This window comes from Microcoleus sp. S13C4 (genome assembly GCF_036700865.1).
Taxonomy (GTDB): Bacteria; Cyanobacteriota; Cyanobacteriia; order Cyanobacteriales; family Microcoleaceae; genus Microcoleus.
Genome location: NZ_JAUBPS010000017.1, coordinates 57,569 through 75,063, shown reverse-complemented (window position 1 = coordinate 75,063; position 17,495 = coordinate 57,569). Strand labels below are relative to the sequence as shown.

Genomic DNA, 17,495 nt, shown 5'->3' with positions numbered 1-17,495 from the left:
CTTTGAATTTTGTGTGGTTAATTGAAAGGGAGCCAGTTAAGGAATGAAAAATAAATAAGGTGACTAATAGAGCAATAGTTTACCTTGGATCAAGGCTTCTGGGGTTTAATTGTGCAAGTTATTGATTTTTCATTCCTAAGTGGCGACAGAGGTACGATCGCTTTATGCCCCCAACGGCTGCAAGCTACAGGTCGCTTTCTGCAAGCTCACTCAACAAGCGATCGCCCTCCTGACGGTCGGCACCCCAACTGTTGCCCTAAACGAGTATCCCCAAATCTTGCCCTAGTGATGGAATAGTTTTTTGAGAGTATCAAATAAATGAGGCGGTGGGGACTCAGCCGTTTCAACCGGCAAGGGCCCTGGCATCATTAATCTTCGCCGATCGCATAATTGGCGATCGCAACCATCACCCACAGGAATTGGTGAAGCTATCGCGCCGGCTGAGAATCACCACCGATAAACTCACAGCTTTCCCCAAGCCCTAAATCGCATCTGGTAATTCGCGTTCCACAAACCGCAAGCGCGGATATCGGTAAACTGCAACTGTTACCCCTATAGCTAGAATTTCCATCGTAATAAATAGCAAGCCAATACCGCGGCCCGGCCCCACGCCAATGATTTGACCGATGCTTCCAGCTAATAAACCATTAGTCGCCATTAAAGGTTCAAAGATTCGTTCAGTTAGAGGGCCAGCCACAACATAAGCGACGGGAATACACGACCAACAAATCATATTGATTGTAGCAAAGACCCGGCCTTGAATATCGGGAGCCACTTTTCGGAGCAAGATGGCATCGCACCAGCCATTGATGAAAGGTAAGCTGAAGAAAAACAAGAAGAAAGCCAGAGCAAAAAGGGCAGCATCGGCGCGTAATCCCAATGCTAAAATGCACAGTTGACTGAGAAACGCAAAACCAAATACGCCACGAATTAAAGTTCTGGGACCTCCCCAAATACTCATAACTACACTACCCAGCAGCATCCCGGCACCGCCGAGGGATTGAATGGTTCCGAGAACGGTAACAGAAGTAAAAGAAAGTACCAGTGGCGGGAATAAAACTTCAATCAGTCCAAAAACAAAATTATTGATAGCGAAAACAATTAGCAAAGCTAAAAGTCCGGGTCTAACAGTAATATAAGTCCAGCCTTCAAGTGCCTCGCGCCAGAGAGAGGCTTTTCCATTAACAACTGGAACCGCAGCAGTCTTAGCGTCAGGAAAGCGAACCAGCAATAGGGTGGTGAGGGCAAACAGGAAGGTGGCAAAGTCAATTAAAATGACACCTTCAAGTTGGACGATTCCCAGCAAGAATCCTGCTAGCAGCGGTGAAATTAGCTGGGCGCACGCTTCTCCTGATTGAACCATACCGCTAGCACGCGGCAAGTGTTCCTTCGGTACTAATAAAGAGGTCGAAGCAGTGTAAGCTGGCAACTGAAAAGCTTTACAGACGGAACTGAGGCTGACGGCCAGGTAGATGTGCCAAATTTCAAGGTTTCCGGTGGTGAGTAATAGAGCCATCGCCACTGTAGTTATCCCCGCGCCGGAGTCAGATAGAATTATGCACCACCGTCTGTTCCATCGGTCAACTAAGGCACCTGCTACCGGGGAAATCAGGATACTGGGCAGCATAGCCGATAGCAAAATCAGAGAGAATTGGGTGACTGATCCTGTACGCTGATACACCCACACTCCCAATGCAAAGCTCGTTAGACTCGATCCGATCAGGGATATCAGTTGTCCGAACCAGACTATCAGAAAAACACCTATTTCATCCTTAATGATTCGGAGATTCTTAAAACTACGCATAATTGCTAAAACTAATCCTACAGTAGCTTCGAGGTGGTTAAAACAAGAAGAAAAAGCCCCAATAGAACGCACCCTATTGCAAGGAGTGCAAAAGCTAGAACTATTGGGATACATAAGCTATAGCTTCATTACCCCTCCCTGCCGGAGTTTAGCAATCTTCTTCCAGAGGGTCAGAAAATCCGTATTCTTCAAGTTTACCCTCGCGTCGCACATCACAAGTCACACAATGGAATGAGCCACCGAAGGTGTAAACGTGGCGGAAATCTACGGGAATCACTTTGAAACCTAAATTTTTAAGGAGTCTTTGCATTGGTTCTTCCTGCTTTTCCACAACAACTGTTTCGGGATCTAAGCTTAAAATATTCATGCACACCCAACTACTGCACATATACATAGGCCAATTGTCAGGAAGGGTAGAGGGAGCCGCATTGACTAAATCCCACCCTGCTTTTTTGAAAAGCTCCTTTTCTATGCAAGGTCTGGCAGGATTAATTAAAGCTAACCCGGGGCGGAGAGGGACGAGGGAAGCATCAATGTGCATAGGATTGAAGTCAGGGAAATTGACAACATGAACCCGGAATGTGTCTCCCAGATGACGTTTGAGCCAGGTAATCCCTATGTTGTTAGTAACGTGGCTGCGTTGGACAAATAAATCTCGTCCAAAACGGACAATATCAGCCGCATCGAAACTAGGTTCAGTATCTCGAATAACAAAGTGTCCTTGTTCTGTGAGAGCGTACCGTTCTTCGACAGGTTTTTGGGCAAATTCAAAATCATAGAATTCGTCCGACATAGAAGGTTTTGGAGCCGTTGTCCACTTAGCCCCCTGTCGGAAGTATTCAAGTATTAAAGAACGGTAAGCGCGATATTCAAAAAAGCGCGATCGCCACGCCATCGGCGCTTCAATAATTTCATTGCCAACTACGATAAGAACATCGCGAGGCATGGCGGCATAGAAACCGGAAGCTTCAAAATCTAAAGTTTTGTAAGTTTGGCAAAAGTCGATGATATCGGGACGGCGAACAGTCACACCAAACGCTTCTAAAACATGGCAAAACTCGTTTAATTCTTTAGCCGCTATTTCTACAAGTTCTTGAGGGAAGGGTTGACCCGCATACTTTTGAAAAAAACCCAAGTTGTTGGGGTAAGAGTTGGTTAGGAGTGCTGGCTCCAAGTGGGGAACGGCTGCGCCCTCAACGTGACCGACAATGACTTCTTTGAGAGGGTCCCATTCGTTGTAGCTGTTAACAACTGGAAGTGGCTGATTAGAGAATAGACTTGCGTTGAGTTTCAGTTGCGATAAGTTTTCCATTTTTTGACCTTTAGACCTTTATAAAAATGACATTCTTTACATTCCACATCGCCACCGTAGTGACCCCCGCACCGGAGTCGGACAAAATCATGCACCAGCGTCGGTTCCAACGGTCAACCAATGCCTTTGCTATTGGAGGAGGTCGGATATTCGGTAGCATGGCAAATAACAAAATCAGAGAGAATTGACTGAACTTGTACGTTGGTCAACCCAAACTCCCAATGCAAAGCTCGTTATACCCGACCCAATCAAGGATATTAGTTGTCCAAACCAGACTACAAGAAAAACACCCATTCCACCTGTAAAGGGTCGGAAATTCTTAAGACTACGCATAATCGCTAATTCGTGCTAGACGGTTGGTTCGACTCGATTTGCAACACATAGCCTTCACAATGTAAGTCGGCTGCCTGAAAACCTAACCGTTCTAAACCTTGATAGTGCTGCACGCAAGTTTCCAGATTTGGCAATCCTACAGTGGGCTTGATATTGTCAAAACGGGAAGAGAGGAGACTGGACATAACGCACCCCATAATGTTTAGGGGATTGGTAGGCTTAAACTCGTCTGACAATGAATCTTCATCCATGTTTTTCTTCATTGATTGTGGTAGGTAGATGACCGTTTCTATTGGGTCAGGTGCGTGAAGTGCTCCACCTTCGGTAAAGAGAATATCTTTGTGTTTCTCAAAGCGCTTAATCGCCTGTTCAGGGGAAAAACAGTGTGGGCCAGAATCATCAACAATTAAAGTACCCGGTTTCAGCCGATCGATGTCGAGAATGTCTGGGACGTTGGTAGCCCCAATGATTAAGGTAGCGTCATAGATTTCTGATGGCAGTTCAGATGAAGATGAAGAGATTGCTATTTGGACGGAACCTCGAAATGCTAAATCATCGCTCAGTTCGCGTTGAAGATTTTGGAGGGATTCCTGTTTACTGTAAATATCGCACAGGATAATCGACTTAGGATGCGGCAAGCATTTTAACATTAGGCGCAGGCTATTAATTCCAATCGAACCTAAACCGATGAAAGCTACTTTTTCTTGTTCTAAAGAACCCTGACTAACCTCTAAAATTTTCTTAATGGTCAGAACAACAGTAGAGCAGGTTGTAGCGTGTCCTGTAGTGATTTTCGGTAAGTCGTTACGTCCCTCAATAGCTTTGGCAATGGCATGACCGTAATCAGTAGCCGAGGGAATTAAACCTGTTAAGGAAACGGTTTTAGCACCAAGTCGTCCTGCCATTTCTAACGCTTCAATAACTAACTGCACGAGTTTGTGTTGGTCGTTGTATAGTTCATCCTCAAATATAGGAAGAGTTAAGCCTGCTATTCTACCCCATTTAGTCTCCATAACAGCATCCCACATTGGCAGGTTATCAAACCAATTTTGAAGAATTTGATGGCGACTCAAACTGGTTTCTTGGATTAGGGAAAGAGGAATATAACCTAAAGCGGCTGAATCAACGCATGCTAGTTTTCCTACAGCAAACAAAGAGAGTAAAGAGCGCTGTTCTAGTTGAAAAAATGGAGATTTTTCTGTGGTGGGCGCTGGAGATTTGGTCACAGGTTTCTCAACTTTTGCTATAGGTACTTCTGCATTAAAAGATGGTAGTTGGCTGGGCAATTGCTCAAGTGCGACGGCTAACTCAGCTATAGTGGGATACTCAAACAGAAGCTTGACTGAAACCTTAAGGTTCATTTCTGCTGAAAGCTTAGATACCAATGAAGCAGCTTGGAGTGAATGTCCTCCCAGTTCAAAGAAATTATCATTAATGCCGATTCTTTTTAATCTCAAAATTTCTGCCCAGATATCAGCTAGCTTGGCTTCAGTCGGGGTGCGAGGGGCAACAAATTTGTCTTCTTGCTCGGTGTGGAAACTATCTGGTGCAGGTAGAGCGCGATGGTCTATTTTACCGTTGGGTGTTAGTGGTAGTGCTTTCATTAACACAAAAGCACTCGGTATCATATAGCTGGGCAGTTTTTGTTTCAAGTAATCGCGTAGGTTGCGAGTCATAGTACGCTGCAAAGTTTTCCACCAGTCTTGAGATTCCAACTGGTAGGCTATACTCTGCTCAACTTGAGTCTGTTCGTTCGGTGTGAGATGAAAGCCAACCCCGGCTTTTGGCGGATGAGACCAAGCCACTGTTCCAGAAAGCCACTGAGGAGCTTCCTCTCCAGGTAGTTGTAAGTGCAAGTGGCAGGATTTATCTGGGTTGATAGCTGGTACGCCTACCACAGCAACGCCGCCTGTGGAGATATCCTCTGTATGGCATTTGATAGCATTACTATCTAGTTCTAGCTGACATTCACTGTGATAAGGAATGCGATCTGGGATGAGGTTACAAGTAATATAACCTACGATTTTCTTATCGCCAGGATTGTCTTCTCGACAAATAACTACCCCTTCTATAACATCAGGATGTTGGGCTAATGCTGCTTCAATCTCGCCGAGTTCGATGCGGAAGCCGCGAATTTTTACTTGGTTATCTATTCTGCCAAGGTATTCAATATTGCCATCGCTCAAGTAACGAACCTGATCTCCAGTTTTGTAGAGGCGAGAGTGCTTCGCACACGCTTCGCCAACGGTGGAGCAGTCACTAAAGGGATTGGGAATAAATCGCTCATTGGTCAACTCAGGACGGTTGAGATACCCCCGTGCCAAACCAGCACCGCCGATGTGCAACTCACCAGGAACGCCAATGGGTACAGGCTGTCTGTTCCCATCTAAGATGTAGGTACAGACATTAGCAATCGGTCTTCCTATCGGCAACTCCCTTAATGTGGCATCGGCTGGCGATAACTCGCGTAGTGTCGCTCCTATAGTGGTTTCTGTTGGGCCATAAACATTTATAAGACGCACTTGCTGTCCCACATACTCAATCCAAGCTTTCAATCGTTCCGGCAGTGCTTTTTCTCCACCTATACTGATTAAGCGCAATGATGGGGGAAAGGCAAAAGTTTTTTGGCTTAATATTGCTGTGAGTTCGTGCCAATAAGCTGTTGGTAGTGCCAGGATGGTTAAGTTCCAATTAGAGCAATCTTGCAGAAATCTATCAATTGAGTCGAGCATGGAATCGGTACGCAAGACCAGCGTTGCACCCGTAGTCAGGCTGGTATAGATTTCTTCGGCACTAGCATCAAAACTAATTGAGGAGAATTGGAGAATGCGATCACACTGGTCTATTTCATATTCAGCACTCGCAGCCGTTGTGTAATTGACTAGCGATTCATGTTGGATTAAAACGCCTTTGGGTTTTCCTGTAGAGCCTGATGTGTAGATGATGTATGCCAAGTTTGTTGGCTTCACTGGGATGGAAGGGTTTTCTTTGCTGTCAACAGCAATTTTTTCCCAATCAGAGTCCAAGCAGACAACACACGCAGAATTTTGGGGAAGTTTCTCGACTAGCTTCTCTTGAGTGAGCAGAACTGGAACCGACGAATCTTCTAGCATGAAAGCCAAGCGCTCAGACGGATAGTTCGGGTCGAGCGGAACGTAAGCACCGCCAGCTTTGAGGATGCCCAACAAACCGATTATCATTTCCAGAGAACGCTCTACACAAATCCCTACCAGCACTTCTGGCCCCACGCCCAGCGATCGCAGATAATTTGCCAGTTGATTGGCTTTTACATTCAACTCTCGATAGGTAAGTTGTTTTTCTTCAAACACCACTGCTACGGCATCGGGTGTGCGTTCCACTTGTTCTTCAAACAACTGATGGATGCACTTCTCTTGGGGATAGTCTTTAGCGGTGCTGTTCCACTCTACTAATAGCTGCTGTCGCTCTGCTGGTGTCAGCAATGGCAAATCTGAAATCGCCTGTTTGGAATTGGCGACGATTCCTTCCAACAAGGTCTGGAAATGTTCCGCCATCCGAACGATCGTAGTCTCATCAAACAGATCCGAGTTGTATTCCCATTCTGCTACCAATCCATCAGCCGTATTCTCCATTGATAGGGTCAAATCAAACTTGGCTGTGACGCTTTCCACGGAATACGAGCTTACCGCTAAATCAAGCAGTTCCATAGAAGGTACTGTTCCGTCGTCAAGAGCAAACATCACCTGGAATAGAGGCGTGTAGCTTAAGTCTCGCGTTGGTTGCAGTGCTTCTACTAACTGCTCGAATGGCAGGTCTTGATGCGTGTAACCTTGCAGTGCCACTTCCCGAATTCGATTGAGTAACTGCTCAAAACTGGGGTTGCCGCCGAGGTCAGTACGCAACACTAAGGTGTTGACAAAAAAGCCGATTAGCCTTTCAAGTTCCCGTCGGTTGCGACCAGCTACAGGCGTCCCTACTACGATGTCATCTTGTCCTGAGTATCGGTAGAGAAATGTCCCAAAGGCTGCCAAAAGCGTCATAAACAGAGTGACTCCTGCTCGCTTACTCAACGTGGCAAGTTCCACGCTCAATTCTTTGGAAAAGGCTGCATAGTAATATCCTCCCCGGAAGGTTTGAACAGCCGGTCGCGCTCGGTCTGTGGGCAATTCTAATAAATTCGGAGCGTTCTTGAGTTGTTCCTTCCAGTAGTGAAGTTGGGTTTCTAGTATTTCTCCAGTTAGCCACTGTCGCTGCCAAAGGGCGAAGTCGGCATATTGTACTGGTAACTCTGGTAAAACTGGAGGCTTTCCTGTACAGAAAGCTTGGTAAAGTTCTGTTAGTTCCCGCACGAATACGCCCAGCGACCAACCATCAGAAATAATGTGGTGCATGGTGAGCAGCAAGAGGTACTCTGCTTCACCTAGCTGTAGCACCTCCCCTCGGAGTAAAGGCTCTTGCTCCAGGTTAAAAGGTCGATTCGCTTCAGCCGTAGCTAATCGTTTCGCTTCAATTTCTCGTTGGCTCTCAGACAGGTGCAACAAGTTTACAACTTCTAGTTGAAAACTAAGAGTTGAGGCAATAACTTGAACGGGTTGATCTCCTACTATTGCAAAGTTGGTGCGTAACGCTTCATGCCGCTGGATAATTTCATTGATGCTACTCTGTAGCGCCGCTATATTGAGCTGACCGAAAAGACGTAACGCAAGCGGGATGTTGTAGAATGCACTGTCTGGCTGTAATCGATCGAGGAACCACAACCTCGTTTGAGCGAAAGATAATGGGATGGACTCTGATCTTGGAATTGGTAGAAGAGGCAGAGCTTCTACAGATTTTCCGTTTTTGAGCGCTATCTTAACCCGCGAAGCGAATTCGGCAATCGTGGGAGCTTCAAACAAACTGCGTAATGGTAATTCGATGGATATCGTGTCGCGCACTCTTGAAATTACTTGAGTGGCTAATAAGGAATGTCCGCCCAAGGTAAAGAAATTGTCATTAACGCCTACAGAGTCAATTAAGAGGATGTTACCCCAAATGCTCGCTAGCATTTCCTCAATTGGAGTTCGAGGAGCGACAAAAGACTCTTCCAGTTCTTTCCGCAAATCAGGGGCGGGTAAGGCGCGACGGTCTACTTTTCCATTGGGTGTTAGTGGTAGTGCCTCCAGAACGACAAAAGCACCCGGCACCATGTAATCGGGCAGTTTTTGTTTGAGGAAGTGGCGCAGGTCAGTAATTGTGGGTGTTCCTTCCTGTTGTGGAACAACATAAGCTACTAATTGCTTATCATCTGCAACGAAATCTTTGGCGATAACCGCAGTCTCTCTTACACCGGGATGCTGGCTGAGTACCGCTTCAATTTCTCCCAATTCGATACGGAAGCCGCGAATCTTAACTTGATTGTCAATGCGACCTAAAAACTCGATGTTACCATCTGACAAGTAACGGGCTAAGTCGCCTGTTTTGTAGAGGCGAGAACTCGGTTGATTGCTAAAGGGGTTAGGGATAAATTTTTCTTCAGTTAAATCAGGACGATTGAGGTAGCCTCGTGCTAATCCCACACTGGCAATGTGTAGTTCCCCAGGAACCCCAATAGGAACGAGTTGGAGGTAGCGATCGAGAATATAGACTTGGGTGTTGTTAATCGGACGACCAATCGGCAGCACATCCATACCTTCAAAGCATTGTGCAACTGTAGCGCAAACAGTAGATTCAGTTGGCCCGTAAGCATTAAAGAATCGTCGTTCCTTTGCCCATTGAGTGACTAAAGAAGGAGGACATGGTTCTCCTGCTACAACAATATTTTGCATATCTGGTAACTCTTGAGTTGGCAGCGTGGCGAGGGCTGATGGCACAAGGGTAAGGTGAGTAATCTTTTGCTCCTGTAATAGCCTTAACAAAGGTTGTCCTGGTTGCAGTTCCTCCCGCGTTCCCAGACAAAGCTTCGCCCCTGCACAAAGAGCCATGACAATTTCCGAGATAGAAGCGTCAAAGCTAATGGATGCAAACTGGAGAACGCAACTACCGGGCTGCACATTAAACACCTTGATTTGTGCCTGCGATAGATTGCATAATCCTTGGTGAGTAACTAGAACTCCTTTGGGTTTTCCAGTTGAACCGGAAGTGTAAATGACATAAGCCAAGTTCTCCGGTGTCACGCCAGTGATGAGAGACAGTTGACTTTCGGTAGAGATTTCTTCCCAATTTGAATCTAAGCAAATTACTTGCCCTTGATGCTCTGGTAACGAGGCCACCAGTTTTTGTTGAGTTAGTAAAACTGGCAGTCGTGAATCATCGAGCATATAGGCGATGCGATCAGTTGGATAGGCGGGGTCTATAGGGACATAAGCACCACCTGCTTTGAGTACGCCTAACAGCCCTATAATCATCTCAAAGGAACGTTCTACGCAGATGCCCACCAAAACTTCTGGCCCTACACCCAGCGCTCGCAGGTAGTGTGCCAACTGATTTGCTCTTGCGTTCAATTCGAGGTACGTCAGTCGTTCTCCTTCAAAAACCACTGCCACAGCATCAGGAGTTAGCTCAACCTGCTCTTCAAATAACTGATGGATACACTTATATTGCGGATACTCTTTTGTAGAGTTATTCCACTCTACTAATAGCTGGTGGCGCTCTGTTTCTGTCAGCAGAGGCAAGTCTGAAATTCGCGAAAGAGGATTAGCAACAATTCCTTCTAATAGAGCCTGGAAATGCCCTATCATGCGAGAAATTGTGCTGGCATCAAATAAATCCGTGCTGTACTCAATCCGCCCAATAATACCTTCTGGTCTTTCATCTAATTCCAGGGTCAGATCGAACTTAGCCGTACCAGTATCCACATCCAACTGACTCATGTTCCAACCAGAATCAAGGGCAGGCATTGGAGGTTCGAGGACAAAGGAAACCTGGAACAGGGGGTTCTGACTCAAAGAATGCTCTGGTTGCAGTGTTTGCACCAGATGTTCAAATGGTAAGTCGCGGTGAGCATCTGCTTCTAAAGTAACTTCCCGAACTCGCTCTAGTAGCTGTTGGAAACTAGGGTTCCCCGATAAATCTGTACGTAGCACGAGAGTGTTGAGGAAAAACCCTATCAACCCCTCAATATCGGGTCGGTTGCGGCTTCCGGTAACAGTACCCACAGGAATGTCATCTGCTCCTGTATAGCGGTACAGCAATGTTTTGAACGCTGCCAGCAGCGTCATAAAAAGCGTCACCCCTTCACGCCGCGAGAGTGCCAATAGTTCGTCGGTCAAATTCCTAGATAGCGTTAGACACTGCCGAGACCCTCTAAAGGATTGGCGAGCCGTTCGCGGGCGGTCTGTGGGCAACTGTAGCACGGGCAGATCAGCTAGCTGCTGCTTCCAGTAAGCAATCTGGGGTTCCAGCACTTCCGATCGAAGCCATTGCCGCTGCCACACACCAAAGTCTGCATACTGGATGGGGAGTTCTTTTCGCGGTGAGGGTTGGTCAGCACAAAAGGCTTGATAAAGGGTTTGCAGTTCGGGAAGGAAGACACTATAAGAGGAAACGCCATCGTATACAATGTGATGTGCGGTCAGGAATAACCTGTAATCTGTTTCGTCAAGCCGCATTAAAGTAGCTCGCAGCAGTCGTCCAGAGGTGAGGTCGAAGGGTAGCCGTGCTTCTTGTGTTGCCAGTCGCAAAGCTTCTGCCTCTCGCTCTGAAGTTGGAAGCGATCGCAGGTCTACTACTGGAAGTGGTATGGTCAAGGATGGGGCGATCGCTTGCATCGGTTGCCCATCAACCATCCTATAAGTTGTCCGCAGTATTTCGTGACGCTTGACAATCTCATTAAGGGCTTTTTCCAATGCTGCTACATTGACATTCCCTGGCAGGCGAATCGTTGAAGGTTCGTTATAAACGGGAGTATCTGGTGCGAGTTGATCAAGTATCCACAGTTGCTCTTGACCAAAAGACAGAGGCAGGTTCTCGGTTCGCTCGACGGGTTGGATAGGTGGAATTAGGAATTTGGAGCAATGCCTTTGAAGTGTCTCCACATACTGTGCCAGTTCTGCTACTGTAGGCGCTTCAAACAGACAGCGCAGAGGTAACTCTACCTCCAATGTGTCGCGCACTCGAGAAATAACCTGGATGGCTAGCAAAGAATGTCCGCCCAATTCCAAGAAGTTGTCGTGAATACTAACCCGTTCGACCCTCAACACTTTAACCCAGATTTCAGCCAGCACCTCCTCAATCGGAGTGCGAGGGGCGACAAAATACCGTTCCAGTTCGAGACGTAGTTCTGGTGCTGGCAATGATTGGCGGTCTATTTTACCATTGTGTGTCAGCGGTAGTGCCTCTAGCATGACAAAAGCACTTGGCACCATGTAATCAGGCAGTTGCTCTTTGAGGCAGCGGCGCAGGTTACTATTTGTGGGTACTAGCTCCTGATGCGGGACAATATAAGCTACTAATTGCTTGTCGCCTGTAGCGTTTTCTCTGACTATAACTACAGTCTCTCTTACACTGGGATGCTGGCTCAGTAAAGCCTCAATTTCTCCGAGTTCGATCCGGAATCCGCGAATTTTTACTTGATTATCGATGCGACAAATAAATTCGATGTTGCCATTTGGGAGATAACGAACTAAATCTCCAGTTTTGTATAGGCGAGAATTTGGTTCGTGGCTAAATGGATTAGGAATGAACTTTTGCTCGGTTAAATCAGGACGGTTGAGATATCCTCGGGCTAAACCAACACCCCCGATATGGAGTTCTCCCGGCACTCCAACGGGTACGGGTTCGTTCTGAGTGTCGAGAATATAGATTTGGGTGTTGTCAATCGGACGACCAATTGGCAGCACGTCCATGCCTTCAAAGCATTGTGCAGCCGTAGCGCAAACAGTGGATTCAGTTGGCCCGTAAGCATTAAAAAAGCGCCGTCCTCCAGCCCATTGAGTGACCAAAGAAGGAGGACATGGCTCTCCCGCAACAACAATAGTCTCTAAAGCTGGTAAATGTTGAGGTGACAGAACGGCGAGTGCTGACGGTACAAGGGTAGCGTGAGTAATCCCTTGCTTCTGTAACAGTCGCAATAAAGGTTGTCCTGGTTGTAATTCCTCTCGCGTTCCCAAACATAATGCAGCTCCCGCACAAAGAGCCATCACAATTTCCGAGATAGAAGCGTCGAAGCTAATCGAAGCAAACTGGAGAACGCGACTATCTGGCTGAACGTTAAATAGGTTAATTTGTGCTGTTGCTAAATTGCACAATCCTCGATGAGCAACTTTAACTCCTTTAGGTTTTCCGGTTGAGCCGGAGGTGTAAATGACATAAGCCAAGTTTTCCGGTGTCAAGTCAGTGATGGGAGAAAGCTCACTTGCTGTAGAGATTTCTTCCCCATTAACATCCAAGCAGACTACCCGTGCTTGATGCTTTGGTAACGAGGCGACGAGTTTTTGTTGAGTCAGTAAAACTGGCAGCCGTGAATCATCGAGCATATAGGCGATGCGATCAGTTGGGTAGGCAGGGTCTATGGGGACATAAGCACCACCCGCTTTGAGTACGCCTAAGAGTCCTATAATCATCTCAAAGGAACGCTCTACACACAGACCGACCAGCACTTCTGGCCCTACACCCAGCGATCGCAGGTAGTGTGCCAACTGATTTGCTCTTGCGTTCAATTCGAGGTACGTCAGTTGCTGTTCTTCAAAGACCACCGCCACAGCGTCAGGTGTCCGTTTTACCTGTTCCTCAAATAACTGATGAATGCAGCGATCGTGGGGATATTCTTTGGTTGTATTATTCCAATCGTTTAATATTTTATGTCGTTCGGCTTCTGTCAAAGGCCGGTGGTCAGAAAATTTATCTTCAGGATTAACATCCGAATTTTCAGATTTTATAATTATGTCACTCATAAAATAATTATGTAGGAGTAATTTTTGGGGATTTTTTGACTGAGTTTTTTTAGCTCAAAAAACGACAAAATCGTTAATACAGACACAAGTATCGACAGAATATGCGATCTTATTCAAGTGCCAGCTTTTAGCTATTGCAAATATTTTCAAATTCGAGTCAGGGTCGTTAGCCAAGACTTGAAATTTTCGATTTTTTCCGCGTACTTTTATGCTTTTTTCAACGCTTTGAGCATCGCCTGACTCAGCAAATCTTCCACTTCGGTCAAGTTACCGTTCGTCCACTTGAGGCAGCACCGAAACAGGTAGTCTCGGCACTGTTGGAAGAGTTGCCAGAAGGCACGGGTTTCGCCTGCGGCAAGACTGTGTAAAACTTGTTGTTCTTCGGCTCGGTTGGCAATGGGGTTAGTAGTGGCTTGCATGATGATTTTACCTAGTCAATGAATTGAAAGCGAAGATGCACGGTTTATTGTTGTCAGGGCGCTTCGTAAATCACCCTGCTTCAGGCCAATTAAGCAAAAGGAACGGAGAACAAGACACCACCTTCTGTATAAGGAAGCGTAGTAGCTTCATCAAAAGGAATCCCTGGAAAGTTTCGGTTAGTCATTTCGCTATAGTTCCCCACTGCGGAAATCGCATTCAAAGCAAAATTATTCGACAAACCCAGACTTTCACCCACATTTCCTTCCACTCCCAAAAAGCGGCGGACAACTGGATCTGAACTATTGACGGCTTCAGCTACATTTTCTGAAGTTAAACCCAGTTCTAACGCTTCATAAAGAGAATAAGTAACTCCAGAAACCACATCCTTCCACTGGGATTGATTCTCGTCCACCACCATTGCTAAAGGTTCCTCTCCCAAAATTTCTGGAAATGGCAGATGCCGGTCTCGCTGCTCTGGGGGTAAGGTCAGAAGACGAGAGATAATCAGACTTCCATCGCCGGTGATCGCATCCAATTCGCCCTTGATATAACTATCAAATAGGGTCGGGAAGCTATCTAAGGCTACGATTTCCGCATTAATTCCCGAAGCACTCAACTTTTCTCGCAGATTTGCCTCAGAAGTGGTATTTGCACTCACGCCAATTCGGCGACCTGCAAGCTGTTCAAAAGAGGTAATTCCGCTGGCGGTTGGTGTTACCACAAATTGAGCATCGTAAGTATTAATGGGGGCAAAATCTACCCCCAGCAAAGCATCCCGCTTGAGGTTGAGGGTGGCATTGCGGCTAGTTACATCAACGATGCCATTGGCGACATCGCTGAAGCGCTGAGCACCGGTTTTCTGAATCACGAATTCCACTGCGTTGGGGTCGCCAAATAGGGAAGCTGCTAGTCCCCGACCCAAATCGACATCAAATCCGGTTAAATTGCCGTTGGGATCAGAAAAACCCAGTCCAGGTGCATCATTTCTCACCCCAACGCGCACGAACCCCCGGTCTAAAACTTCCTGTAAAACGTTGCGGTTGTCGTTATTTACCAAGGGTACACTTAATTCGTCAGTCCCCGAAAATGGTGGATAATAAAGCAGTCCCCCAGGCTCGACAAACATTAGTTCATTGAGCTGGCGCGGCAGCACTTCGGGATTGAAATTGCGATTGTAAATCTCTTCGTAATTACCAATTTGTTGGATAACTTTCAACGCAAAATCATTTTTGAGTCCCAAAGATTCTCCTAACTTCCCTTCCACGCCTAAGAAGCGCTTACTGGCAGAATTTCCATCAAGAAATTCATTCACATTCTGGGAGTTAATGCCAAAGAATTCGGCTTGGATGGGAGCGTTGACCACCCAGCGCACCACATCAGCCCATTCAGACTGATTTTCCGGCACGATGAGTGCTAAAGGCTCTTTAGAAATGGCTTCATCCAAGATGACTTGATTTCCCGGATTGGATAAGGTGGGAATGCGATTGCTGAGAACCCCGCGATTAATCGAAACTGCCCCCAATTGCCCCGCATCGTAAGCGTCAAACAGAGCATCTTGTGAGGGGAAAGTTTGGATGTTGAGGGCGATTCCGGCACGTTGGGCGGCATCTATTAAATTTTGCCCAGAGCGCGTTCCTGCTAATACGCCGATGGTTGTTCCTGATAACTGCTCAACAGAACTAATTCCACTATTACCACGCACCAATACCGCTTGAGTGTCGAAGAAAACGGTAGGCGAATAATCTACTCCTAAACTGGCATCGCGGAGAACAGATTGAGTGGGCAAAGTGGCGGCGATATCTACTGCGCCACTGGCTACGCTGTTAAAGTCTTCACCTGCCTTGACGACTACGAATTCTATTGCATTCGGGTTGCCAAACAAAGCGGTGGCAATGGCGCGACTAAAATCAATGCCAATCCCACTAAAAGAACCGTCGGCTTCTCGGTTGCTAAATCCGAGTGCATCCTCGTTAACTGCAACCCGCACAAACCCGCGTTTTAAGATTTCTTGAAGTTGAGATCCTGTGGGTGTTATACTGGCAACGGGCGATCGACCTTCAGCCGCTCCAAACCGCGCATAATGTTCAAATCCGCTTGAGAAACTACCGTTGGCAACTGCTGCTGCTACCTGGGGGTTAGCATCTAGATAAAATTGCTCGTTGAAGGAAATTTGTGGCGTTCTTTTTTCAATAAAACCAAACTTTACCCAATGCTCGAAGCCGTTGGGAATAATGCCTGAAGCTACGGCTTGTGCCACGTCGGGATTTTCTTGCAGATAGGTGCTTTCGTTGTAGTTAAGAATGGTCATACTCCTGTAATTCGATAATTTGTGTTCTCAATTGGCAGGGATTCGGATCAACGCTGAATTCGGCTCCAACCGCAGCCTATTCCGGCACCTTGCTATTGTTGGATAGTTTTGTTAAGCAATAGGTGAATTATGCTATTGCTGTTGTGTTAGCCGAACCCTAGCCTTCACTTAGAAAACAGTCAACTGCACCCGCTGCCCTCCCAATCTTTCAGCACCTTTCAAAAAGTTGGCTCGGCACGAGATTTCTTGCCGGAGGCTGCTATTGCCCCCATACGTCCGCTCTTGAATGCCTTGGCAGCAGTAATACTCGGATTTTTCGAGCCACTACCCCCTGTAGATTCAATTTAATCTTTTTGCCAGCCGTACTCATCAGCTTATTTATTTGTCATCTATCTCTAGATATATTTAAGATAAGTCTTTGGATAGATGCTTGTCAAGGGAAATCAATAAAATTTATGTAAACAAAAGCTCATGCAAGGTAAAAATTCAACATTTCCTTGTTTGGGCCTGAGTAACGTAGAAAAAGGTTGAGAAGAAATGCCCCCATTTACATTCACTTCTAGAGCAAATAGTTCTTGAGATAATTCATACATCCTTATATCATTCGTCCATAGGGGATTTATTGATCTAACAATGATGTACGCACTATTGTGTAAATCACGAGCTAAAAAATAGCCGTAATTTTACGTTCGACGCGCGATTATACACACTCTGAACTATATGGTAGTAATTAAGTAGAAGTCCCTTTTGTAGCGTTAAACCCTGATTATAACTGTAGCGTTAAACCCTGATTATAACTGTATCGTTCACAAGCTATGAAAGTTTATTAATTGCTTCTACACGTTTTCAGACGGCATCTTAATCTCTATTATACTTCCTCTCCCCTGCCTTTGTAAGTCGGAAAAGTCGGATCGTAAAGTCGGAAAAGTCGGATCTTGCATAATCTATCGATCGCATCTCCTACAACTTCAGGGAACTGTGTCGAAAGAGGGTAAGGATTCAGGTATCTGAAACGTAGTCACAGAAGGACTTCTAGAATTCAAGCCTTCGCTAAATCAACAGCTTAATTCTCAATAGGTACGAAAATAAAAGCTTTCATGGTTTCTTAATAAGAATGGATATTTGATGATTATTTGACCAAATGGTTACACCGTATAGGTTTTACTGCTTTTTTCATGACCTGAATCCTTACGAAAGAGGTGACTCAGTTGCCAGTAAGTTACAACCCCAGAACGGTGAATACGGTGGAGGAACTCCAACAAGTCTATCAGGAAAAAACTTGCTGGCGTCAAAAAACGGCACGTCGCCCAGTCGCAAAAAAACGCGATCGCCAGATCCACTGAGGAATGAAAAATAAATAAGGTGACTAATAGAGCAATAGTTTACCTTGGATCAAGGCTTCTGAGGTTTAATTGTGCAAGTTATTGATTTTTCATTCCTAACTGAAATAGAAGTCAATCATAATTCTTA

At 46.0% G+C, this 17,495-nt stretch carries 8 protein-coding genes; 3 read left to right on the top strand and 5 right to left on the bottom strand.

Annotated features, from left to right (window positions below):
• Window positions 1-84 precede the first annotated feature (84 nt).
• Window positions 85-297, top strand: coding sequence for a hypothetical protein (locus QT996_RS09910; RefSeq protein WP_333046245.1), 213 nt, complete (start codon window positions 85-87; stop codon window positions 295-297).
• 29 nt (window positions 298-326) lie between these two features.
• Window positions 327-485 carry a hypothetical protein gene (locus tag QT996_RS09905; RefSeq protein ID WP_333046244.1) on the top strand — a complete coding sequence of 53 codons (159 nt, stop codon included), beginning with the start codon at window positions 327-329 and terminating at the stop codon, window positions 483-485.
• Here QT996_RS09905 and QT996_RS09900 read toward each other — a convergent pair.
• From QT996_RS09900 to QT996_RS09880, 5 genes are all read right to left on the bottom strand, one after another.
• Entirely contained in the window at window positions 482-1,804 is a 1,323-nt protein-coding gene (locus QT996_RS09900; RefSeq protein WP_333046242.1) for an MFS transporter, read from the bottom strand. The genes QT996_RS09905 and QT996_RS09900 overlap by 4 nt on opposite strands.
• Before the next feature lie 148 nt (window positions 1,805-1,952).
• A complete protein-coding gene (locus QT996_RS09895) occupies window positions 1,953-3,116 on the bottom strand; it encodes a NarL family transcriptional regulator (RefSeq protein ID WP_333046240.1) in 1,164 nt (387 codons plus the stop codon).
• A 338-nt stretch (window positions 3,117-3,454) separates the two neighbouring features.
• Window positions 3,455-13,297, bottom strand: a complete 9,843-nt coding sequence (locus tag QT996_RS09890) for an amino acid adenylation domain-containing protein (RefSeq protein ID WP_333046238.1) — start codon at window positions 13,295-13,297, stop codon at window positions 3,455-3,457.
• A 206-nt stretch (window positions 13,298-13,503) separates the two neighbouring features.
• Window positions 13,504-13,716, bottom strand: a complete 213-nt coding sequence (locus QT996_RS09885; protein WP_333046237.1) for a hypothetical protein — start codon at window positions 13,714-13,716, stop codon at window positions 13,504-13,506.
• Window positions 13,717-13,805: 89 nt separating this feature from the next.
• A complete protein-coding gene (locus QT996_RS09880; protein WP_333046236.1) occupies window positions 13,806-16,025 on the bottom strand; it encodes a transporter substrate-binding domain-containing protein in 2,220 nt (739 codons plus the stop codon).
• Between the two features lie 1,199 nt (window positions 16,026-17,224).
• Between QT996_RS09880 and QT996_RS09875 the strand changes: the two genes are divergently transcribed.
• On the top strand, window positions 17,225-17,368 hold the full coding sequence (locus QT996_RS09875) for a hypothetical protein (protein ID WP_333046234.1): 144 nt from the start codon (window positions 17,225-17,227) through the stop codon (window positions 17,366-17,368).
• Window positions 17,369-17,495: the final 127 nt, after the last annotated feature.